This is a genomic window from Burkholderia sp. AW33-5, assembly GCF_053427615.1.
In genome coordinates this window covers 564,997-585,183 of the sequence record NZ_JBSAXA010000003.1, presented here as the reverse complement: position 1 = coordinate 585,183, position 20,187 = coordinate 564,997, and the positions used below count along the sequence as shown (strand labels likewise).

Sequence of the window (20,187 nt, the reverse complement as noted above, 5' to 3'; positions counted from 1 at the left end):
CGCCTTGGCTTCACACGGACGTGATGTCGGTGATCCAGAACCACGGGTTCGCGTACGGCCCGTCGACGACCTTGGCGACGGTTTGTCCGGGGCCCGGGTCGAGCGTGCCGGGCACCCAGGTTTCGTAATGGATCGGCGAGAAGTACAGGCGGCCGAACACGTAGTCGAACGCGATGCGCGCGCGATTGCCGCCGCGAAACAGTGCGTTCGTGCCCGCCGTGTATTCGACGTAGCCGGTCGTTTGCGTGCCGCCGCCGCGACCGTTCGAATTCGCCTTGAACGCGCGTGCATAGCGTTCGTACAGCTTCGCGCGTTCGGTGAGGCCGTCGAACGGGTCCGTCTGCGTGCCGTACGTGAAGGTCGGCAGATAGCGGGGCACGTTCTGGTGGATCTGCCGCATCGCGCCGAGCACGTCGCCGCCGATATGGCGCCCGGGCGGACCGCGATCGACGACGCGTGCGGACGTCGCGATCTCGGATATCAGTGCCCGCAACTCGGGCGGCGCGTCGAGCCGGCCGAACGGAATCACGTACATCGGCAGGGCGCAGCCGGTCTGCTGCTTGCCCGCGCGTGGCGTATCGCCGGCATTCGCGATCAGGCCCAGTACGAACGTTTCCCAGCGCAGCGACGTGTTGAAGTCGAGTCCAGACATGAATGGCTCCTTCGTCTGCATCAGGACGGGTCGCCGAGCGGGAAACCCTTCGCCGCCCAATTGTTGAAGCAGGCCGTGCGATCGTCGTTCGGCGCATAGGTCGCGAGCGTGCCGTCGAGCAGGCCGGCGATCGCATGCTCGGTGCGCGCGAAGCGCAGCGCCTCGGACAACGCGATCACGAGCCGTGTGAGATCGGGCTTGAACGGTGCGGGTTTCGACGCGTCCGCCGGCTTGAGCTTCGACAGCGTCCACACGGCCTGATGAAGGTTGCTCGGATTGATCGTCGGCAATGGGTCGGTCGCGTAGCCGAGCCAGCCGTACGAACCGTCGCCGCCGAGCGTTGCCGCACCGGCCGGCGTGCCGCCCGGAAACGGCCGGATGTCGAACACGAAGGGGGTGCCGCCCTGGCTGACGAAGCCGAGCGTGTACAGCGACGCGTCGACGGCGGGCCCGTTCTTCGCGGCTTGCCACGCGAGGTTCAGCAGCAGCGACACGCGCGGCGCGCCGGTGTCGTCGCCGATCACGACGTCGACGGCTTGCCGCGTCACGCGCGTGCCGTTCTGGCGGATCGCGTCGCGCAGCGCCGTGAGGTCGTCCTGATAGTCACTGCCGGTGGTGAGTCGAAGTCGCACGATGTTCGCTCCTGTCGATGACCCGGCGTCGCTCGGCCGTCGAGACGGCGCGCGGGTCGAAGCGAATGCGCTGCCGTGCGGCCACTGTGCGCGGCGCGCGGCGGGCGAACAATGCGGCGGAAGTCATGGTTCGGCGCGTGACCGAACACCCGGGAAGCGGGTGTCGGATCGGGTCGACGCAGGCGACGAAGGGGCGAGGCGACTGCGTGTGGAAGATCGGCAACGTCGGCGGCGCGCTTCGTGCGTTGCCGGACAGCATGAGCGCAGCGCGCCGAAAAACAAAACGGCCAGGCATGCCGGTCGCGGCAAGCCTGGCCGTTGGCGTCCGGTTCGTCGAACGCGGCGCGAATGCGCGTGTTACTCGAACGTTTCGAGCGCAAGCAGTTCGTCGATCGTCTGCCGGCGGCGGATCAGCCGCGGCGTGCCGCGATCGACGAGCACTTCCGGCGCGAGCGGCCGGCTGTTGTAGTTCGAGGACATCGATGCGCCGTATGCGCCCGCGTCGTGCAGAAACAGCAGGTCGCCGATCTGCGGCTGCGGAAGCTTGCGGTGCGTGACCACACCGCCCGCGTCCTGCGTGAACACGTCGCCGGACTCGCACAGCGGCCCTGCGATCGCGATGTCGACGAGCGGCCGGCCGGCGGGCAGCGCGCCGTCGTGCGCGTGCACGGACACCGCGTGATAGCTGCCGTACATCGACGGACGCATCAGGTCGTTGAAACCCGCGTCGATCAGCACGAAGTCGTGCTTCGGCCGGCGGTTCACGGCCTGCACTTCGGTGACGAGCGTGCCGGCTTCCGCGACGAGAAAGCGGCCCGGTTCGATCTCGATGCGCACCGCGTGGCCGAGATGCCGTTCGATCCGCTTGCGCGCGGCGTCCCACTGGCTGAAGTAGTGGCCCACGTCGACGCGCGGCTCGCCGTCGCGATACGGAATCGACAGCCCGCCGCCGGCGGAGATCGCTTCGATGTCGTGGCCGAGCGACGTGACGAGGTCGACCATCGCGTCGCACACCTGCGACAGATGGCCGTAGTCGACGCCCGAGCCGATATGCATGTGGATGCCGACCAGCTTCAGCCCGTACTGGCGCACGATCTCGATCGCGCGCGGCACGTCGTCGATCCAGATGCCGTGCTTGCTTTGCGGGCCGCCGGTGTTGGTCTTGTTGCTGTGGCCGTGGCCGAAGCCGGGATTCACGCGCAGCCATACGCGATGGCCGGGCGCATGCTCGCCGACGCGCGCGAGCATGTCGAGCGAGCCGGCGTTCACGGTCACGCCGTGCTTCAGCACGGCCGCGAGCGTCGGGCGGTCGATCAGGTCGGCCGTGAATACGACGCCTTCCGGTTCGCCTGCCGGACTGAATCCGGCCGCGAGGCTGCGCTCGATCTCGCCGAGCGACACGGCGTCGACGCACGCGCCTTCGTCGCGCATCAACTTCAGGATATGCAGGTTCGAGTTCGCCTTCTGCGCATAGCGGATCACGTCGAACTGGCGCAGTTGGGCGATGCGATCGCGGATGACGTCGGCGTCGTACACCCACAGCGGGGTGCCGTATTGCTGCGCGAGCGCCGCGAGCTGGCGGGAATCGAGGGACATGGCGGAAGAATCGGATCGATTGAACGGATAGCGTGAATGATGCGCCTGAACGGCTATACAGTAAAATGCCTGTTTATCAAGATTCGATTCATTTCTGATATAGAAGATCATGCTCACACATCGGCACATCGAGGTCTTCCGCGCGCTGATGGTCACCGGCAGCACGACGCGCGCGGCCGAGATGCTCTATACGTCGCAGCCGACGATCAGCCGCGAGCTCGCGCGCATGGAGCAGGTGATCGGTTTCGCGCTGTTCGAGCGCTCGCACGGGCGGCTGCGGCCGACGATGGCCGCGCTCACGCTGTTCGACGACGTGCGGCTCGCGTATGTGGGGCTCGAGCGCGTCGCGGCGACGGCCGCGCGGCTGCGCGAGTTTCGCGACGGGCAGTTGTCGGTGATCGCGCTGCCGGCGTTTTCGCACGCGATCCTGCCCGGCGCCTGCCGGCGTTTCCATGACGCGCATGCGGGCGTCAGCGTGTCGGTCGCGACGCAGGAGTCGCCGGTGCTCGAGGAGTGGCTGACCGCGCAGCGCTACGATCTCGGGCTGACCGAACACGACATCGCGCCGGCCGGCACGGTCCTCACGCCGTTGCTCGAAGTCGACGAGGTATGCGTGCTGCCCGACGGCCATCCGCTGCTCGCGCAGCGCGCGATCGATCTCGTGGATCTCGCCGATCGCCCGTTCGTGAGCCTGTCGCTGAACGACCCGTACCGGATCCTGATCGACGAGGCGTTCGCGCAGCTCGGCGTCGCGCCGCGTTCCGTCGTCGAGACGCCGTCGGCCGTGTCGGTGTGCGCGTTCGTGCGGCAGGGGCTCGGCGCCGCGATCGTCAACCCGCTGACCGCGCTCGATTTCGTCGGGCGCGACCTGCACGTGCGGCCGCTCACGCGCTCGTTTCCGTATCGCGTCAGCGTGATCGTGCCCGAGCATCGGCCGAAGAGCCTGCTCGTCGACGCATTCGCCGATTCGCTGCGCGGCGAAGCGCACGCGATTCGCCAACGGCTCGCCGCGCTGCCCGTATGATGGGCGTTTCGCTGCGCGCTGGGTCAGCCTCCGCGTCATCTTCATGGAAACGCAACCCGTCATGACCGACGCTTCCTCTTCCCTCGAACTCGAACAACCGACGCTCGCCGGCGAGCGCATCGTACTGCGGCCGCTCGAGGCATCCGACCGGCAGGCGTTGCTCGATGCGGCGGCGGACGGCCGGTTGTGGAATCTGAAGGTCACGGTCGTGCCGGGCGAGGACACGGTCGACGCCTATATCGACACGGCGCTGCAAGGTCGCGCGGCCGGCACCGTGATGCCGTTCGTGATCGTCGATCGGGCGTCGGGCCGCGCGATCGGCAGCACGCGTTTCTGGAAGATCGACCGCAAGAATCGCAAGCTCGAGATCGGTCATACGTGGCTGAGCGAATCGGCGCAGCGCACGCGCGCGAATACCGAGGCGAAATGGCTGCTGCTCTCGTACGCGTTCGACACGCTGCACTGCGTGCGCGTGCAGTTCACGACCGACGAACTGAACGAGAAGTCACGCGCGGCGATTCTGCGGCTCGGCGCGAAGCAGGAAGGGATCGTGCGACACGAGCGGATCATGCCCGACGGCCGCAAGCGCAATTCGGTGCGCTTCAGCATCATCGACGACGAATGGCCGGACGTGCGCGAGCGGTTGCGGGCGAAGCTCGCGACTTGACGCGAACCGGGTGCCGCTGGCGTCGCGCCGCCGGAGGGGGCGGCGACGCGACGAGGGGGAAGCGGGGCGCCGCGCGCGATGCGCGGCGGGGCATCGCGTTACTGCGCCGATGCGAGGTGGTGACGCTGCGCAAGCTTCTGCGCGTCCGCGTAGTGCGCCTGCAGGATCGGCAGCGCCTGACGTGCGACTTCCTTCAGCTTCGTGTCGCGGCCCGAAGCGATTTCAGCCTGGAATGCCGAGATCGTCTTTTGCTGGCCGGCGAGCGCGACCTGCTCGATGTATGCCTTGTCGAATTCCGCGCCGCGCAGGTTCTTGATGCTGTCCAGCACGGCCGTGTCGGGATCGTTGGCCGGCACGTCGACGCCGCGCGGGCTGGCCGCGCGCATCGCCTGGATGATCTTCTCGTCGTCGGTCGACACGCGCTGCGCGAACGCCTTCACCTGGCTGTCCGACGTGCGCGAATTGGCGATGCGCGCGGCGTCGTGCTGTGTCGACACGGTCTTCGTGCCGTCGGTGATGAAAGCCTGGTCGGCTTCGTGGATGCGCGTTTGCGTGGCGGCGGCCGGTGCGGACGGCGCCGGTTGCGCGGTTTGCGCGGTCGCCGTCACGGCGACGAGAAGCAGGCCAGCGGCAGACAATGCAAGGCGCGAGATGTGGGGAAAGCGGTTCATGGGACCTCCTTTCTATCGGGGCTCTGATTAACGGGCGGATCGGATGATCCGCAGCTGTGCGAGAGACCGGGCGCGCCCGGGCCGGATTCGATGGCCGCTCTGCCGCGGCGGCGTTCGAAGTGTTTCCCGGCCCGACTGATTCTAGGAGAGCGCTCGGGTAGCAGGTGCAACCGCGCTGTGGTTTGTGTAACGGTTGGTAAGACGAATCGATGCGGGCGCGAGCGGGCAGGTAGGGCGTACCTGTCGCGCGCATCGTGGCGGCAATTTTTGCGTGCGCGTGTCATCGGCGTTTCATCGTCTTGCGCACGAAACGCGTCGATTATTTCGCGACGAGATACGTCGAATCGAACGCGCGATTCGCGCTGCGTCCTCACACGCGATCGAGCAATGCGGCGAGATGCGGCAGCAACGGCGTCGCGCAATGCGCCTGCAACGCATCGGCGGCCGTGTAACCCCATGCGACGCCCTGGAAGGCGATCCGCGCGCGGCGTGCCGCGTCGGCGTCGCGGATTTCGTCGCCGACATACAGCACGTCGTCGGGCTGCATGCCCGTTTCGCGCACGAGCGCGCGCAGCCGGCGTGCCTTGCCGAACAGCGGAATGCCGCACGCGAACGTATCGACGCATCGGCTCGCATGCGGGCCGAGCCGGTCGCGCACGATGTCCTCGCTGTTCGACGTCGCGATCGCGATGCGGATGCCGCGCGCGGCGAGCGCGTCGAAGGTCGTGTCGACGCCGGGAAACAGCTTCACGTGCGCGATGCGCGGCCGCATCAGCCGGCGCATGTCGAGCGTCACGCGCGGCACTTTCCACATCGGCACCTCGAGCGCGCGGATGATCTCGCGCGCCGACATGCCGCGCAGCGCCGGACGCAGTTCGGGCGTCGCGTCGCGAAAGCCGTGCATGCGCGACGCTTCCGTCAGCGCCGCGAGAAAGCAGTCGAGCGAATCGGCGAGCGTGCCGTCGAAGTCGAACGCGATGAGTCGATAGGGCATGAAGCGATGCGGCGAGTTCATTGAGCCGGTGACGATATCACCGAATCGAGCCGGATGTGCCCGGGGCGAGGCGGGATGGTCGAGCAGACGCCGGGGGTGTCGCGCGGCTGGGTCGTCACCAACGAGGGGATGCACGGTTACGGCTGCGCATGCCTTGACCTGGAAATCGACCCGCGCACCCGCGAGGTGACGCGGATCGTGGTGGCCCGGCCGCTCCCGTTGAAGCGCTGCAAGACCGATCGGGCGTTGCCGGCTTCATAAGCGGCGGCGGGGACGGAGGCGGGATTGGCACTACGCGTAATGGTAGCGGCAGGACACGATGCTGATCTGAAGATCGTCCGCTTCATAGACCAGACGGTTCGTATCGTCGATGCGGCGCGACCAGAACCCGGACAGATTGGCCTTCAGCGGCTCAGGTTTGCCGATGCCTTCGAACGGCGTCCGTTGGGCTTCGCGAATGAGCTGGTTGATGCGCTTGAGTGTCTTGCGGTCCTGCCCTTGCCAATAAACGTAGTCGTCCCATGCGTCGGAAGTAAAGAGCACGCGGCGTACGCTCATTCATCGTCCCCCGCCAGCTTGTGCTCTTTCGTCTTGCCCTTGCGCAGTTGCGCGATCGAGCGTTCGAGATGAGCGACGTTGGCCGGGGAGCGGAGCAGATGAACTGTCTCCATCAGGCTGTCGTAGTATTCCTGCGACATGATGACTGCGTTCGGCGCGTCGCGACGAGTGATGAGCGTCACGTCAGCGTCGTCGACAACCTGATCGATGACCGTCTTCAGATTGCCGCGGGCATCCGAAAAGTGAATGGTGCGCATGATTTTCTCAACTTGTACTTGAAATTGTACAAGTATAACATGGGCGCATTTTCTGTACGGATTGTTGTACATGTCGGCTCGGCGTCGCTTGTCGCCCACCCCGCACCGCGCTATCGTTGCTGCTCCGCCCCCGCCCTGACCGGAGAGCCGACGTGCCCGCAGCCACTCCCGCCACGCTGAGATTTTCCACCGACAAGCGCGAACTCGACATCGACGCGATCTTCGATTTCCTGCATCGCGATGCGTACTGGTCGCAGGGGATTCCGCGCGATGTCGTCGAGCGCGCGATCGACGGCTCGCTGTGCTTCGGCGCGTATGTGGACGACCGGCTCGTCGGGTTCGCGCGGCTCGTGACTGATCACGCGACGTTCGCGTACCTGTGCGACGTCTTCGTCTTGCCGGCCGACCGCGGCAACGGCTATGGCCGCGCGCTGATCGACCACGTATTCGCGCAGCCGATGGTGCGGAGCCTGCGCCGCATCATGCTCGTGACGACCGACGCGCATGAACTGTACCGGCCGGTCGGCTTCGGGCCGTCCGCGAATCCCGAGCGGCTGATGGAGATTCGCCGCCCCGACATCTACGCGAAACGTTGACGCGCGGCGAGCGCATACAATACGCGCTTTCGTTTTTGCCGAAGGGAAGCAGATCATGACCGAACAGGAAGCCGAACAACTCGCCACGCATCGTCACTACAAGGGCGGGCTGTATCGCTACATCGGCGTCGCCCGTCATTCCGAAACCGAGGAATCGGTGGTGGTGTACGAGCATCTGTGGCCGCATGCGCGCGGCCTGTGGGTGCGGCCGGAAGCGATGTTCAACGAGAACCTGCCGGACGGCACCCCGCGCTTTCGCAAGCTGCGCGACTGAGTCGTGACAGGTGGCAGGAGACGGGCGTGCCGCCGTGCAATCGCAGGCGGCACGCGCGTCGCCGTTGCCCGTCGCGCGTCGCGCGTCGCCGTTCCGCCGGCGTTACGCGCCGGCCAGCGCCTTCGACAATTCGGGCGGCGCGTGCGCGACCGTCACCTCCGGCGTGCCATGCCACGCCGCCAGCCGTTTCACGGCCTTCGCGACGTCGGCCGCGAGCCCCGTGCCGAACCGCACGCCCGGCTCGACATGCACCGCCTTCAATTCGAACGTGCCGAGCGCGCGATGCGCTTTCGCGTCGACGCGCCCGATCAGCCGGCCGCGATGCAGCACCGGCAGGCAGAAATAGCCGTAGCGCCGCTTGTGCGCGGGCGTATAGCACTCGATCGTGTAGTCGAACCCGAATAGCGTCGACGCGCGCCGCCGGTCCCACACCACCGGATCGAACGGCGACAGCAGCGTCGTGACGGTCGAGCGCAGCGTATCGTCCGCGGCGGCCGGCAGCAGCGCCTCGAGCGAGCGATGCACGTAGGCGGGCTCCTTCCAGTCCGCGATCTCCACCGGAATCAGCTCGCCCGCCTCCGCGAGCCGCTCGAGCTCCGCGCGGTACGAACGGCGCGGCAGCCGGTAGTAATCGGCCACCCAGTCCGCGCGCACGACGCCGAGCGCGCGGCACGTGTAGTCGAGCAGCGCGGGCAGCACCGCGTCGCGCGGCGGCAGGTCGCGCGCATCGTCCCAGTCGGGCAGCACGCGCTCGCGTACGTCGTAGATCCGCTGAAAGTTGCGGCGTTCCGACACCATCAGGTCGCCGGTCGTGAACAGCACCTCCAGGTGCTTTTTCTCGGGCTTGCGGTCCCACCATCCGTTGCCCTTCGCGCCGTCTTCGCGAATGAAATCCGCCGACCGCACCGGCCCTTCGTCGCGAATCCGCGCGAGCATGCGGTCGATGTCCGCGCGATTCTGCTCGTGCCATTCGGCCGCGTATTTCCAGCCCATTCCCGACGGATCGAGCATCTTGTAGCGCATCAGCCCGAATTGCTCGATCGGCAGGAAGCACGCCTCGTGCGACCAGTATTCGAACAGGCGCGCCTCGGCGAGATGTTCGTCGAGCCACTGCGGGGCGAAGTCGCCGAGGCGGCTGAACAGCACGAGATACGGGCTGCGCGCGACGACGTGAATGGTATCGATCTGCAACTGCGTCATCCGGCGGATCGTGTCGAGCACGTCGGCCTTGGTGGCTTTGCGGCGGGGCGGGGTCAGCAGGCCCTGCGCGGCGAGATGCAGCGCGCGGGCGGCGGCGGGCGAGAGCGTAAGCATCGGAACGGCGGCTGAGGGTGGCGGTCGGGCACCACTTTAGCGCGAAAGCGGCGCACGTGTGCGATGCATGCATGCAACGCGTCTGACAATGGTTGACAGATGCGCGGCGCGACTTTCCCTATAGTGCAGTCATGGCGCGACGAAATGTGCGCGCAACGATTCGGCTTCCGACGCACATATGTCCATGGCACGCAGGAAGCAGATCCGGGATTCTCAACCCCCAACGAGAGACCCGGAGCCCTGAGCGGACATCCATGCGGCTGTGCACCGGCCCCGTGTGGATGTCCGCTGATTTTTTTTGTTTTCCGGCTCTTCCGCCGCCTGCCTTTCCCTCTCCAGCCAGCACGTTCATTGCCGCTTGCCGCGCGCGACTTCATCGCCGGCGCCAGGCGGCAGCCGTCGCGTGATCGGAATCGACGCGAACGAACACAGCCCGACCACGACGAACGCGGGCCAGAAATCCGACCACACCATCGTCTGATGCCCCTGCAGCCAGTGCGACACGTGCAGCACCAGGCCGGCGACCGTCACGCCGAGCCCGAGCGACATCTGCTGCACGACACTGCCGAGGCTCGTCGCGCGGCCTGCATCGGCCTGCGAAATATCCGCGTAGATCATCGAATTCAGGCTCGTGAACTGCAGCGCGGGGAAGATGCCGCCGACCAGCACGATCGTCCAGATCGCCCAGGTCGCCATGCCCGGATGGAACACGCCGTAGGCGGCGATCGCGAGCCCGGCGAACGCGGCGTTGTAGATCAGCACCGTGCGAAAGCCGAAGCGGCGCAGCGTATGGGTGGCCGTCGAGCGGCTCACCGCGCCGCCGAGCGCGGATGCGCAGGTGATCAGCCCGGAGTGGAACGCGCTCATCCCGAGGCCCTCCTGGAGCGCGAGCGGCAGCAGGAACGGCACCGCGCCGAGGCCGATGCGGAACAGCGACCCGCCGACCACGCTCGCGTGGTAGGTCGGGATCTTCAGGAAACTGAGGTCGAGCACCGGACGCGTCTTGCGGCGCGCGTACGGCACGTAGAGCGCGAGCATTGCCGCGCCGGCCGCGCACATCAGGAGCGCGTTGCCGCGCGACGTGAGCGAGCCGTCGATCAGCGTGAGGCCCATCAGCAGCAGCGCGGCGCCGCTCGCCGACAGCAGGAATCCGAACCAGTCGAGCGGGCCGGGATCGGCCTCGTGCGTGTTCGCGATGTGCTTGCTCGCGAGGTAGATCCCGTAGATGCCGATCGGCACGTTGATGAAGAAGATCATCCGCCAGTGCAGGTAGGTCGTGATGAAGCCGCCGACGAGTGGCCCGAGCGTCGGCCCGAACAGCGCGGGAATCGCGAGGTAGTTCATCGCGCGCACGAGATCGGAGCGCGGCACCGCGCGGAAGATGATGATCCGGCCGACCGGCACCATCATCGCGCCGCCGACGCCCTGCACGAAGCGCGCGAACGTCAGCACGCCGAGCGAGTTGGAGGCCGCGCACATCAGCGAGCCGGCGACGAAGATGCCGATCGCGGTGCGGAAGACGGAGCGCGCGCTGAAGCGGTCGGCAAGCCATCCGCAGATCGGGATGAATACGCCGAGGCCGACCACGTAGGACGTGATCGCAATGTTCAGTGTGACGGGATTGTGCCCGAAGTCCCTCGCCATCGCGGGCAGTGCGGTGACGATGATGTTCGCGTCGACGCTTTCCATGAACAACGCACAGGCAACGATGAGCGGTGCTAGAAAGACGGGCGACATGGGCAGGGCGCGCGGTAAAGGCGCCATTATGCCCACAATGTGGTCGTTGCGTCACGCGAGACAACGGTCGTTCCGCATGTTGCAACAGTCGTTCCTGTTACAGCGTGTGAAAGAAGGGACGACTGCGATGCCGGATGCGATTCGTGACATGACACATGACGCGCGCCCGCGGTGGCCGCCGCGAAACTTGCGTGCGATGCGCGTTTCGTGCGACAGTCGGAACTCATCTGCGTAATACAACGACGCGCATCGATCGACGGCCATCGAGACGAGCGCACGCGCGAACGAGACCCCTGCCGAACCATTCGTCATCGAAAGGAGGGGACACGTCATGACGCCACGTCGTGCCGCATCGACCGCATCGCATCCTGCCTCGCATCCGTCCGTTCCCGCGCCGCGTCCGCGCTGGGCCGCCGTCCTCGCCGTCGCTTACCTCGCCGTCGCCGGTTGCGCGGCGCAGGCCGACAGCGCAAATCAGGCCGCGATGCAGGCGGGCAGCCAGTCCGCCGCGCCCGCCACGGCGACGCTCGCGAGCCCGGCTTCGGGCACGCTGCTGCCGCCACCGAGCCAGCTCTACGGCGACCTGTTCGTCGCGGTGCAGACGGCGCAAATCTATCCCGACCAGAAGACCTTCGTCGACGCGACGCCCAACACCGATCCGGCGACGATCGTACAGTTGTATCAGCAACAGAAGTCGCAGCCGGGCTTCTCGCTGAAGGCGTTCGTCGACCAGCACTTCACGCCGCCGCCGGAAGGCGGGGTCACGCCGCCCGCGAACCAGACGCTGCGCCAGCACATCGACTGGCTGTGGCCGCAGCTCACGCGCACCAGCACGACGGTGCCGCCGTACAGCTCGCTGATCGCGATGCCGAAGCCGTACGTGGTGCCGGGCGGCCGCTTCCGCGAAGGCTACTACTGGGATACCTATTTCACGATGCTCGGGCTGCAGGTGTCGGGGCGCGAGGATCTCGTCGACGACATGCTCGACAACTTCGCGTATCTGATCGACACGATCGGCCACATCCCGAACGGCAACCGCACGTATTACGCGAGCCGCTCGCAGCCGCCGTTCTTCGCCTACATGGTCACGCTCGCCGCGCAGGCCGAAGGCGACAAGGTCTACCAGAAATACCTGCCGGCGCTGCGCAAGGAGCATGCGTACTGGATGCAGGGCGAAACCACGACGCCGCGCGGGCAGGCGGCGCGCAACGTGGTCGCGATGCCGGACGGCGCGGTGCTGAACCGCTACTGGGACGCGAGCGACACGCCGCGCGACGAGTCGTATCTCGAGGACGTGACGACTGCGAAGGCGGTGCCGAATCGTCCCGCGAACGAGGTGTACCGCGACCTGCGCGCGGGCGCCGAAAGCGGCTGGGACTACAGCTCGCGCTGGTTCGGCGACGGCAAGACGCTCGCGACGATCCGCACGACGTCGATCGTGCCGGTCGACCTGAACAGCCTGATGTTCCATCTCGAGACGACGATCGTGAAGGGCTGCGCGGTCACGCGCGACATCGCGTGCGTGGCGGATTTTTCCGGACGGGCGGCGCGGCGCGCGGCGGCGATCAACCACTATCTGTGGAATCGCCGCGGCTATTACGGCGACTACGACTGGCAGTTGCGCAAGCCGCGCGACGGCGTGACGGCCGCCGCGCTGTATCCGCTGTTCGCGGGCGTCGCGTGGCCCGAACGCGCGAAGTCGACCGCGCGCGAGGTGCGCAAGACGCTGCTGCAACCGGGCGGCCTTGCGACGACGACCGAGAACACCAGCCAGCAATGGGACGCGCCGAACGGTTGGGCGCCGCTGCAGTGGATCGCGATCGACGGGCTGCGCCGCTACGGCGAACCGGCGCTCGCGAAGGACATCGGCACGCGCTTCCTGGCCGACGTGAAGCATGTGTATGCGACCGAAGGCAAGCTCGTCGAGAAGTACGTGGTCGAAGGGGCCGGCGCGGGCGGTGGCGGTGGCGGCGAATATCCGCTGCAGGACGGCTTCGGCTGGACCAACGGCGTCACGCTGAAACTGCTCGGGCTGTATGGCGAGTGACGGGCCGCATGCGTTGCATGCAGGCGCGTAAACGGACACGGGCCGGATCGCCGCGCGCGCGGCAGTCCGGCCCGTGTCGCATGCGCGGGTGTCAGAACGTGATCGTCGTGCGCACGCCGACCACCGTTTCGTCGCCGATGCGCGCGCCGGCCGCGTTCGGGTTCGGGATGCCGCCGCCCGGCCGGAAGAAGTGTTGCACGTCGGCCTGCAGTTGCCACCACGGCGCGACCTGGTACTGATAGGTCGCCTCGATCACCGTTTCCGCGCGACGCACCGGATAGCCGGGCGTCGTATACGTGCCGGTGTCGCCGTCGAGCGCACGGGCATGCGAGCCGATCTTCGCGTAGCCGATCGCGATGCCGGCCGTATCGTCGTCGCGGCCCTTGAACGGCGCCTTGAGCGTCACCCCCGCATTCGCCGCGAAATCGACGACGTTGCGATCGCCTGGCGCGCCCATCACGCGCGCGAACACGCCGACCGAACGCGGGCTGTCCGCCGACGGCCGCCACACCATCTGATCCGCGACCGCATAGAAACCGTAGTTGCCGCGATGCGTGGCGGGGATGCCGTTGCTGGCCGGATTCGCGAGCGACAACCCGTCGGTGCCGAGGCGCGGATCGTTCGTGTGCTGCGACTGATACCAGAAGCCGAGCTTGTACGTGCCCGGCAGGCCGGCCGGTTGCGGTGCCTTCGGGTCGGCCGACGGCGCGTTCAGCGCGTACTGGAGTTCGCCGATCACGAATGCGCCGCTGCGCAGATTGAAGTTGGTGCCGTGCGCGTTCAGCACCTGCGCGTCGCCGTCGCTGCGGCCGGCCGGGTTGCCGTCGAACACGCCGACCATCGCGGTCCACGCGTCGGCCGGCTTCACGCGCAGCCGCACGCCGAGCGACGACAGCGGATACGCGGGGCCGCCGGACGGCAGGTCGGTCGACGGCAGCACGGGCCAGCCGAACGTCGCGTTCATGAACGTCGCCGCGTACTGGCTCACCATGAATTCCTGGTCGACGCTCTGCTGGCCGACCCGCACGTCGGCCTTGCCGGCGAGGAACGCCTGCTGGTACCAGAGCTCCCACAGCCGCGTGGTCGAATTCGCCTCGATGCCGGTCGCGGTCTGCAGCGTCTGCAAATAGCGCTGCGTGAGGTTGGTGCCGTGGATCTGCAGCGCCGACACGTTGAACGTGCCGCCCGGCAGCCCGACCGCCTTTTCCGTATCGACGTTGAAGCCGAATTGCGTGAGGCCCTGATAGGCGCCGCCGCGCTGCGTGCCGCCCGCGGCGTTGTACAGGTATTCGCTGGTTTCCTGCAGGTTCAGCGTGACGCCGTGATCGCCGAGCACGTCGCGCAGGCCGCCCATGTTGCCGAACAGGTTCGAGCGCTCCCAGAAACCGGTGGGCGCGGGCGCGGCAGCATCGGCGGCCGGTGCGGGGGCGGCGTCGCTGACGCCGGGCGCCGGCTCGGCCGCGGCGGCCGGCGACGACGATTGCGCGAACGCGGGCGCGGCGGCGAGCGACAACAGCAACGCGGCGAGCGCATCGAGGCGCGGTGTACGTGGTGCGGATTCGAAGCGATTCTTCATGCGGGCTCCGTTGTTTGATTGATTAGCTTGACTGAAGAAATGGAAACGTGAAGCGATGGCGCGGGTACAGGCGGCGCGTTCCGCATCGCCGTTCATGGCAGCCAGCCCCCGATCCGCCATACGTGCGCGAAGCCGAGGCGCGACGCGCCCGTGCAGAGCAGCGCGACGAGCGCGATGGCGGCCGCCATCGCACCGACCAGCACGCAGTCGAGCGGGCGCGGCGCTTCCGGCAGGTGGGCGAGGGCGCTGCCGCGCCAGTTGCCGAACGCGTGGACGAGCGGCGAAACAGCCGAAACCAACGAGCGGTCGGACGCGACGTGGATGAGTCGCTTGAGTCTGGCCGCGAACGATTGAAAGAACATGACGACCCTCCGTCCGGTCCGGCGCATGCCGGACGACGTGATCGAGCGCGGGTGCATGACGCGACCTGCGATCGGCGGTTGGAACGTAATGGAGCGTGCGACGGACGGGCCGGCTATGCCGGCACCGGGGGAAGCGCGCTAACCCGACGAATGCGAGCTAGCGGCGAATGACATGCGTCTGGCTGCTATCTCGCGATGGCTTGGCCGGCCTGGACCGGCATCGAACTGCAACTGGAGCATGTGTCCACGAAGGGACTCCCTTGATGAATTGGGGCGGATTGTAGTCGCGAGCTTTGCTGCGGTGCAAGTAAAAAAGCAGCGGCGTTGCGCGTATTGCGCCGGCAGCAGCACCGCGCGCGAGCCGGCCGACGCCCTGCGCGACCGCCCGCCGGCGGCACGCGGCGACTGTTGCTCGCACGCATCGGCGGCGCGCGCCGTGCGACGCATTGAAAGGTTGCGGCGCGTCATTCCGGGCGCGAATCTTTCAGCGTGTAGGGGACGGAAAAAATATTCCCCGGAGGGCGTGCCAGAGGGTTGACTTCCGTTTCGGCCGGTCCATAGAATCCGGCATCTTCACTCTTGGGGCCGCCGCCTTGGACGCCTGCAGTAGTCGATCTTCGAACGAAATTTCCGCCTGAGCGACCGACGTCCGCGCCTCATCGAAGCCGCCGTTTGTCATCCAGGCAAACGGTGCGCGCAGCAGTATTCCGCAGCAACTCCCTACGTGCACCCTGATTCGCGCCGGTTAGCGTGATGCGTTTGCGCATGCGCCATCCGGTTTCGCCGCCGCCCGGCGCGCGGCCGCGTTCGCGCATGCGTTTCGTATGCACCCGAACGGCGGCCCGCGCCGCGCGGCGGTCAATCGTGTTCTCCGGAACACCGCACAGGAGCCGCCGTGAACGACAGTGACAGTTGTCCCATATGCCCGTTGCACCAACAGACCCTTTTGAACCCGGGTCGCAGGGACAATCCGGCCGACTAGCCTGACACGTCGTTCAGGCCCCGGACTGGCCCCGCGCCCACCACGCGGCCGGCACGCATGCCGTTGCCGCCAGGAGCCAGACCATGAACTTCGGCCTTCTGCTGTCGAACCTCCCGCACGTCACGGAATCGCGTCCGCATTACGACGCGATGCTGACGCTCGACGCCCGTCCGCGGGTGTTCTCCCGTTTGCTGAACCACCTGAAATCGTTGATCCGCTGAAGAAGCGCCGAGCGCGTCTCGGCATGCGCGCGCGGCCTCGTTCCGCGCGCGTATTCCAAGGCCACACGCTTGCCGGATAAAAAACCAGCCGTACGGAATTCATCATGTCCACGCCATCGAACGTCTCTCCACCGATCGCCGTCGAACGCAGCGCCGTGCTCGACGAAGCCCACCTGGGCGACATCCGCGGCGCGCTCGGCACCATCGCGCATCACGACACCGCCGCGCGCGGCACGTGGTGGGCGCGCCTGCGCACGCTGCTCGCGATCATCGGCCCCGGCCTGATCGTGATGGTCGGCGACAACGACGCCGGCGCATTCGGCACCTATACGCAGGCCGGCCAGAACTACGGCACGACGCTGCTGTGGACGCTGCTGCTGCTCGTCCCGGTGCTGTACGTGAACCAGGAGATGGTGCTGCGCCTCGGCGCGGTCACCGGCGTCGGCCACGCGCGCCTGATCTTCGAGCGCTTCGGCAAGTTCTGGGGCGCGTTCAGCGTGATCGACCTGTTCCTGCTCAATGCGCTGACGATCGTCACCGAATTCATCGGCATCACGTTCGTGCTGGCTTTCTTCGGGCTCCCGAAGGTTGCGGGCGTCTGCGTGGCGGCCGCGTTGACGATGGCGGCGGTGAGTACCGGCGACTTCCGGCGCTTCGAGCGGTTCGCGATCGTGCTGTGCGTGATGAGCCTGCTGCTCGTGCCGGTGCTCGTGTCGATCCACCCGCCGGTGGCGCAGATGTCGCGCGACTTCTTCGTGCCGAACTGGCCCGCGCACGCGAAGCTGTCCGACGTGATGCTGCTCGTGATCGGCATCGTCGGCACGACGGTCGCGCCATGGCAGCTGTTCTTCCAGCAGAGCTACGTGATCGACAAGCGCATCACGCCGCGCTTCATGAAGTACGAAAAGGTCGACCTGTGGATCGGCATCGCGTTCGTGCTGATCGGCGCGGTCGCGATGATCGGCTTCAGCGCCGCGCTGTTCGGCGGCCATCCGGAAGCGGGCAGCTTCACCGACGCGGGCGGCGTGATCGCGGGCCTCGAGAAATATGCGGGCCGCACGAGCGCGACGCTGTTCGCGGTCGCGCTGCTCGACGCGTGCATCATCGGCGCGGCGGCGGTGTCGCTGTCGACCGCGTACGCGATCGGCGACGTGTTCAAGATCCGCCATTCGCTGCATCGCGGCGTGTCCGATGCGAAGGGTTTCTATCTCGTCTATTTCGGCATCGTCGCGGCGGCTGCCGCGCTCGTGCTGATTCCGGGCAGCCCGCTCGGCCTGCTGACCGAAGCGGTGCAGACGCTCGCCGGCGTGCTGCTCCCGAGCGCGACCGTGTTCCTGCTCGTGCTCTGCAACGATCGCCAGGTGCTTGGGCCCTGGGTCAACTCGACGAAGCTCAACGTGTTCACGGGCGCGGTGATCTGGGTGCTCGTGCTGCTGTCGATCATCCTGACCGCATCGGTGACGTATCCGGACATCAGCGGCGAAGCGATCGTCGACGTGCTGGTCGGCGGCACCGTGCTCGCGATCGCCGGTTATCTCGCGACGGTGCTGATTCGCCGCAACAAGCGTGTCGTCGAGCCGGGCATCGACCGCGCGCTGCGCGCCACGTGGCGCATGCCGCCGCTCGAGACGCTCGAACCGCAGAACATGACGGTCGCGACGCGCGTCTGGATGGCCGTGCTGCGCGGCTATCTGGTGATCGCCGTCGGTCTCGTGATCGTCAAGGTCGTGCAGATGACGCTGCTGAAGTAACGCCGTACGGCGTGATCGTCAGGTGTACGGACATGCCGGCCCGCGAGGCCGGCATGTCCGTTTACGCGGGTTCGTCGCGCGCGCGTCAGATCAGCTCGAGCTTCGACGTCAGGTACGTGAGCTGGATCCGGTTCGCGACGCCGAAGCGTTTGCGGAGCTTGCGCAGGTGATAGTCGACGTTGTGCGCGCTGGTGTCGAGGCGCCGGCCGATCTCCTTGTCCGACGCGCCTTCCGCGATGCCCAGCAGCAGTTCCTGTTCGAACGGCGTGAGCCCGTTCACGGCGCGTTCGCGCGACGTCGCGATCAGTTGCGGCGACGCGAACTTGTGCACCGACAGCCCGATCGACAACGCCTGCTCGATCGTCGCCGGCGTGATCCACTCGCGCGTGCGGCGCGGCGCGGTGAAGCTCATGAACGCATGCAGCCGCGTGCCGGGCACGGCCATCGAATACATGATGCCGCTGCACATGCCGTCGTCCTGCATCGTCTGCAGGAAACCGTCGAGCGCCGCCGGCGTCACGCACGGACCGTCGTCGCGTTCGCGATGTTCGCGGCGCAGTTGCTGCAAGTCCCACACGATCGGCATGTTGCATACGCGCGCGCCGAGCGTGCGCGGATCGATGTCGTGATGGTTGTGCCGCACGTAGTCGCCGCGATAGGTGGTCGGCGTGAACGCCTCGTGCAGGTAGAGACTTTCGACGCGCTCCCGCGAGAATTCGAGCGCGAAATAGGCGAACGTCGAGAAGCCCGTCAGGTGCAGCAGGCTTGCGACGATCCGGTTGCGTTCGGCGGTGCTTTGCGCGTGCGCGAGCGTATCGGCGACGCCGAGCTTCGGCGCGTGCGGCTGCGCGATGTCGCCGCGCTTGACGTCGTCGCACCAGACGACCTGCACCGGGCGCGCTCTCGACGCGTCGGTGCAGGGGGCCGTCCGCCGCGACGGACGGGACAACGTTGGGGCGACCGCTTCTTCTTGCAATGCAATATCGGACATGTGCCATCCCTCGGAATCGACGCGCATCGCGTGGCGGCAGCCGTGTCGTGCACGGCGTTCGCGACGATGCGATCGAGCATCTTTATGATATGCGCAGATCATCATCCAGACGAAACGCGGGGGCATTGTACAAAAATGCCTGTGTACGCGTAATATGCCGTAATACTAATTCGGGCGAAAGGTTCATATTCGCACCGGTATAGAGACAACCAGAAAAACATAAAGAAAAGACCAGATCGTGACGGGGCAGGTTCACATATTGGGAAAGGGTGGGCTCCTCATGACATATGCTGACGACGCGCCACGCGTCGAGTGGTTCTCGCAGGCCGATATCGCGGTCGCTGCCGCTTATTCGAAAGAAATTCATGCAATCGAGCGTGACGTTTTTACCGGTATTCAAATCGCGCCAGGTAAATCCGACCTTGCGCCTGTCGATTTCGCCCAATGCCATTCCCGATTGCGGCAAATCGGTTTCAGCACGCTTGGATACGGCGCGTATGAAATGATCGGGCGGCGCATTCTGTGCGCGCATCTGCTGCGCGATCTCGCGCCCGCGACGTTCATGCAGCCGTATATCGAGGGCATGCTCTACGAGAGCGATCCGCGTTTCGCACAGGTGCGACAAAGCGGCTTTCCGGTCGCGTGGCGGCTCGACGAGATCGAGTCGGCCGCGCAGGGCAGCGGCGACCGCAAGGTGCTCGCGCTGGCCGGCCATCTGCGTGCGCATGCAATGAACAGCGGCGTGATTTTCAGCCTGTCGGCGCCGCGGCTCGACTTGCGCGTCGCGGTGAACGTGACGTCGGAAGCGCACGGCACCGAGTGGATCGACGATCGCGTGATCGGCGGCGCGCTGTCGGTGAGCCTCGCCGTGCATCGCGTCGCGCTGCCGTTTCTCGAGGCGCGCATTGCGCGCATGCGCGGCTTCGCGCTCGGCGACGAGCAGCAGGAGGTGCTCGAGCGCCTCGTGCGCGGGCTGTCCGACCAGGAGATCGCGAGCGCGCTGCGCACGTCGCTGCACAAGGTCGGTCACCATATCCGTTCGCTCGAAAAACTCTTCAACGTCCAGAATCGCGCGCAGCTCGCGTATCTCGCCGCACGCCGTCTGGAGTCCTGACCCTGTCTGCGCGCGCGGCGCACGCCGCGCGATGGAAGCGGTTCCGGCGACGCGCGCGAGCAGGCGCCGCCGGGTTTCGTAGTCGGATCGGATCGTCATCGGAAAACCGCCGCGCCGCTACGAGGCGCATCCCTTTTTGCGCGGTGTCGCGTCGCTACACTCGTCCCATTC

21 protein-coding genes are annotated in these 20,187 nt (G+C 66.8%); 9 read left to right on the top strand and 12 right to left on the bottom strand.

Going from position 1 to position 20,187, the window contains the following annotated elements:
* Positions 1-10: 10 nt before the first annotated feature.
* From ACV22V_RS09485 to lysA, 3 genes are all read right to left on the bottom strand, one after another.
* Complete coding sequence (locus ACV22V_RS09485; protein WP_448013646.1) at positions 11-652, bottom strand: hypothetical protein; 642 nt, start codon at positions 650-652, stop codon at positions 11-13.
* A 20-nt stretch (positions 653-672) separates the two neighbouring features.
* Positions 673-1,284, bottom strand: coding sequence for a ribosome-inactivating family protein (locus ACV22V_RS09480; RefSeq protein ID WP_448013645.1), 612 nt, complete (start codon positions 1,282-1,284; stop codon positions 673-675).
* Positions 1,285-1,641: 357 nt separating this feature from the next.
* Positions 1,642-2,937 (bottom strand): diaminopimelate decarboxylase, encoded by a 1,296-nt coding sequence (lysA, locus tag ACV22V_RS09475; protein ID WP_257127680.1) that lies wholly within the window; start codon positions 2,935-2,937, stop codon positions 1,642-1,644.
* 52 nt (positions 2,938-2,989) lie between these two features.
* On the opposite strand from lysA, the gene ACV22V_RS09470 reads away from it, so the two are divergent.
* On the top strand, positions 2,990-3,904 hold the full coding sequence (locus ACV22V_RS09470; protein WP_448013644.1) for a LysR family transcriptional regulator: 915 nt from the start codon (positions 2,990-2,992) through the stop codon (positions 3,902-3,904).
* A 61-nt stretch (positions 3,905-3,965) separates the two neighbouring features.
* The gene (locus ACV22V_RS09465; protein WP_059692198.1) at positions 3,966-4,571 is read left to right on the top strand and encodes a GNAT family N-acetyltransferase; all 606 of its coding nucleotides are present in this window, start codon (positions 3,966-3,968) and stop codon (positions 4,569-4,571) included.
* Between the two features lie 98 nt (positions 4,572-4,669).
* On the opposite strand, the gene ACV22V_RS09460 is transcribed toward ACV22V_RS09465, so the two are convergent.
* Complete coding sequence (locus tag ACV22V_RS09460) at positions 4,670-5,242, bottom strand: DUF4142 domain-containing protein (protein ID WP_059526798.1); 573 nt, start codon at positions 5,240-5,242, stop codon at positions 4,670-4,672.
* 370 nt (positions 5,243-5,612) lie between these two features.
* On the bottom strand, positions 5,613-6,236 hold the full coding sequence (locus ACV22V_RS09455) for an HAD hydrolase-like protein (RefSeq protein ID WP_448013643.1): 624 nt from the start codon (positions 6,234-6,236) through the stop codon (positions 5,613-5,615).
* 75 nt (positions 6,237-6,311) lie between these two features.
* On the opposite strand from ACV22V_RS09455, the gene ACV22V_RS09450 reads away from it, so the two are divergent.
* Positions 6,312-6,497 (top strand): DUF4087 domain-containing protein, encoded by a 186-nt coding sequence (locus tag ACV22V_RS09450; RefSeq protein WP_059526795.1) that lies wholly within the window; start codon positions 6,312-6,314, stop codon positions 6,495-6,497.
* 30 nt (positions 6,498-6,527) lie between these two features.
* Here ACV22V_RS09450 and ACV22V_RS09445 read toward each other — a convergent pair whose 3' ends face one another.
* Both ACV22V_RS09445 and ACV22V_RS09440 read right to left on the bottom strand, forming a co-directional pair.
* Positions 6,528-6,794, bottom strand: coding sequence for a Txe/YoeB family addiction module toxin (locus ACV22V_RS09445; RefSeq protein ID WP_012366508.1), 267 nt, complete (start codon positions 6,792-6,794; stop codon positions 6,528-6,530).
* Positions 6,791-7,051 (bottom strand): type II toxin-antitoxin system Phd/YefM family antitoxin, encoded by a 261-nt coding sequence (locus ACV22V_RS09440; RefSeq protein ID WP_059526792.1) that lies wholly within the window; start codon positions 7,049-7,051, stop codon positions 6,791-6,793. Before ACV22V_RS09440 ends, ACV22V_RS09445 begins: the two co-directional genes overlap by 4 nt.
* 152 nt (positions 7,052-7,203) lie before the next feature.
* On the opposite strand from ACV22V_RS09440, the gene ACV22V_RS09435 reads away from it, so the two are divergent.
* Together ACV22V_RS09435 and ACV22V_RS09430 are read left to right on the top strand one after the other, a co-directional pair.
* Complete coding sequence (locus ACV22V_RS09435; RefSeq protein WP_059526789.1) at positions 7,204-7,647, top strand: GNAT family N-acetyltransferase; 444 nt, start codon at positions 7,204-7,206, stop codon at positions 7,645-7,647.
* A gap of 55 nt (positions 7,648-7,702) precedes the next feature.
* Complete coding sequence (locus ACV22V_RS09430; protein WP_006751720.1) at positions 7,703-7,921, top strand: DUF1653 domain-containing protein; 219 nt, start codon at positions 7,703-7,705, stop codon at positions 7,919-7,921.
* 102 nt (positions 7,922-8,023) lie between these two features.
* Here ACV22V_RS09430 and ACV22V_RS09425 read toward each other — a convergent pair whose 3' ends face one another.
* Positions 8,024-9,235, bottom strand: a complete 1,212-nt coding sequence (locus tag ACV22V_RS09425; protein WP_448013642.1) for a winged helix-turn-helix domain-containing protein — start codon at positions 9,233-9,235, stop codon at positions 8,024-8,026.
* Positions 9,236-9,583: 348 nt separating this feature from the next.
* Positions 9,584-10,972: an MFS transporter gene (locus ACV22V_RS09420; RefSeq protein ID WP_059526783.1), complete on the bottom strand. Its 1,389-nt coding sequence runs from the start codon at positions 10,970-10,972 to the stop codon at positions 9,584-9,586.
* Between the two features lie 331 nt (positions 10,973-11,303).
* Between ACV22V_RS09420 and treA the strand changes: the two genes are divergently transcribed.
* Entirely contained in the window at positions 11,304-13,019 is a 1,716-nt protein-coding gene (gene treA, locus ACV22V_RS09415; protein ID WP_448013641.1) for an alpha,alpha-trehalase TreA, read from the top strand.
* A 91-nt stretch (positions 13,020-13,110) separates the two neighbouring features.
* Here the strand turns inward: treA and ACV22V_RS09410 are convergent, their stop codons facing one another.
* Complete coding sequence (locus ACV22V_RS09410) at positions 13,111-14,595, bottom strand: carbohydrate porin (protein WP_059692133.1); 1,485 nt, start codon at positions 14,593-14,595, stop codon at positions 13,111-13,113.
* 92 nt (positions 14,596-14,687) lie between these two features.
* Complete coding sequence (locus ACV22V_RS09405; RefSeq protein ID WP_059692200.1) at positions 14,688-14,957, bottom strand: hypothetical protein; 270 nt, start codon at positions 14,955-14,957, stop codon at positions 14,688-14,690.
* Positions 14,958-16,022: 1,065 nt separating this feature from the next.
* Between ACV22V_RS09405 and ACV22V_RS09400 the strand changes: the two genes are divergently transcribed.
* Together ACV22V_RS09400 and ACV22V_RS09395 are read left to right on the top strand one after the other, a co-directional pair.
* Positions 16,023-16,160, top strand: coding sequence for a hypothetical protein (locus ACV22V_RS09400; RefSeq protein WP_175752182.1), 138 nt, complete (start codon positions 16,023-16,025; stop codon positions 16,158-16,160).
* A 104-nt stretch (positions 16,161-16,264) separates the two neighbouring features.
* Positions 16,265-17,911: an Nramp family divalent metal transporter gene (locus tag ACV22V_RS09395; RefSeq protein ID WP_448013640.1), complete on the top strand. Its 1,647-nt coding sequence runs from the start codon at positions 16,265-16,267 to the stop codon at positions 17,909-17,911.
* An 85-nt stretch (positions 17,912-17,996) separates the two neighbouring features.
* On the opposite strand, the gene ACV22V_RS09390 is transcribed toward ACV22V_RS09395, so the two are convergent.
* Positions 17,997-18,902, bottom strand: a complete 906-nt coding sequence (locus tag ACV22V_RS09390) for a helix-turn-helix transcriptional regulator (protein WP_059527214.1) — start codon at positions 18,900-18,902, stop codon at positions 17,997-17,999.
* A gap of 280 nt (positions 18,903-19,182) precedes the next feature.
* Here ACV22V_RS09390 and ACV22V_RS09385 point away from each other — a divergent pair, with 280 nt between their 5' ends.
* Entirely contained in the window at positions 19,183-20,016 is an 834-nt protein-coding gene (locus ACV22V_RS09385) for a helix-turn-helix transcriptional regulator (protein ID WP_059526771.1), read from the top strand.
* Positions 20,017-20,187: the final 171 nt, after the last annotated feature.

Bases quoted from the DNA above. Each gene is read 5' to 3' on its own strand.
- treA (WP_448013641.1), top strand. From the start codon at position 11,304: ATGACGCCACGTCGTGCCGCATCGACCGCATCGCATCCTGCCTCGCAT.
- ACV22V_RS09395 (WP_448013640.1), top strand. From the start codon at position 16,265: ATGTCCACGCCATCGAACGTCTCTCCACCGATCGCCGTCGAACGCAGC.
- ACV22V_RS09405 (WP_059692200.1), bottom strand. From the start codon at position 14,957: ATGTTCTTTCAATCGTTCGCGGCCAGACTCAAGCGACTCATCCACGTC.
- ACV22V_RS09445 (WP_012366508.1), bottom strand. From the start codon at position 6,794: ATGAGCGTACGCCGCGTGCTCTTTACTTCCGACGCATGGGACGACTAC.
- ACV22V_RS09460 (WP_059526798.1), bottom strand. From the start codon at position 5,242: ATGAACCGCTTTCCCCACATCTCGCGCCTTGCATTGTCTGCCGCTGGC.
- ACV22V_RS09455 (WP_448013643.1), bottom strand. From the start codon at position 6,236: ATGCCCTATCGACTCATCGCGTTCGACTTCGACGGCACGCTCGCCGAT.
- ACV22V_RS09390 (WP_059527214.1), bottom strand. From the start codon at position 18,902: ATGTCCGATATTGCATTGCAAGAAGAAGCGGTCGCCCCAACGTTGTCC.
- ACV22V_RS09420 (WP_059526783.1), bottom strand. From the start codon at position 10,972: ATGTCGCCCGTCTTTCTAGCACCGCTCATCGTTGCCTGTGCGTTGTTC.
- ACV22V_RS09450 (WP_059526795.1), top strand. From the start codon at position 6,312: ATGGTCGAGCAGACGCCGGGGGTGTCGCGCGGCTGGGTCGTCACCAAC.
- ACV22V_RS09465 (WP_059692198.1), top strand. From the start codon at position 3,966: ATGACCGACGCTTCCTCTTCCCTCGAACTCGAACAACCGACGCTCGCC.
- ACV22V_RS09470 (WP_448013644.1), top strand. From the start codon at position 2,990: ATGCTCACACATCGGCACATCGAGGTCTTCCGCGCGCTGATGGTCACC.
- ACV22V_RS09385 (WP_059526771.1), top strand. From the start codon at position 19,183: ATGACATATGCTGACGACGCGCCACGCGTCGAGTGGTTCTCGCAGGCC.
- ACV22V_RS09425 (WP_448013642.1), bottom strand. From the start codon at position 9,235: ATGCTTACGCTCTCGCCCGCCGCCGCCCGCGCGCTGCATCTCGCCGCG.
- ACV22V_RS09400 (WP_175752182.1), top strand. From the start codon at position 16,023: ATGAACTTCGGCCTTCTGCTGTCGAACCTCCCGCACGTCACGGAATCG.
- ACV22V_RS09410 (WP_059692133.1), bottom strand. From the start codon at position 14,595: ATGAAGAATCGCTTCGAATCCGCACCACGTACACCGCGCCTCGATGCG.
- ACV22V_RS09485 (WP_448013646.1), bottom strand. From the start codon at position 652: ATGTCTGGACTCGACTTCAACACGTCGCTGCGCTGGGAAACGTTCGTA.
- ACV22V_RS09430 (WP_006751720.1), top strand. From the start codon at position 7,703: ATGACCGAACAGGAAGCCGAACAACTCGCCACGCATCGTCACTACAAG.
- ACV22V_RS09440 (WP_059526792.1), bottom strand. From the start codon at position 7,051: ATGCGCACCATTCACTTTTCGGATGCCCGCGGCAATCTGAAGACGGTC.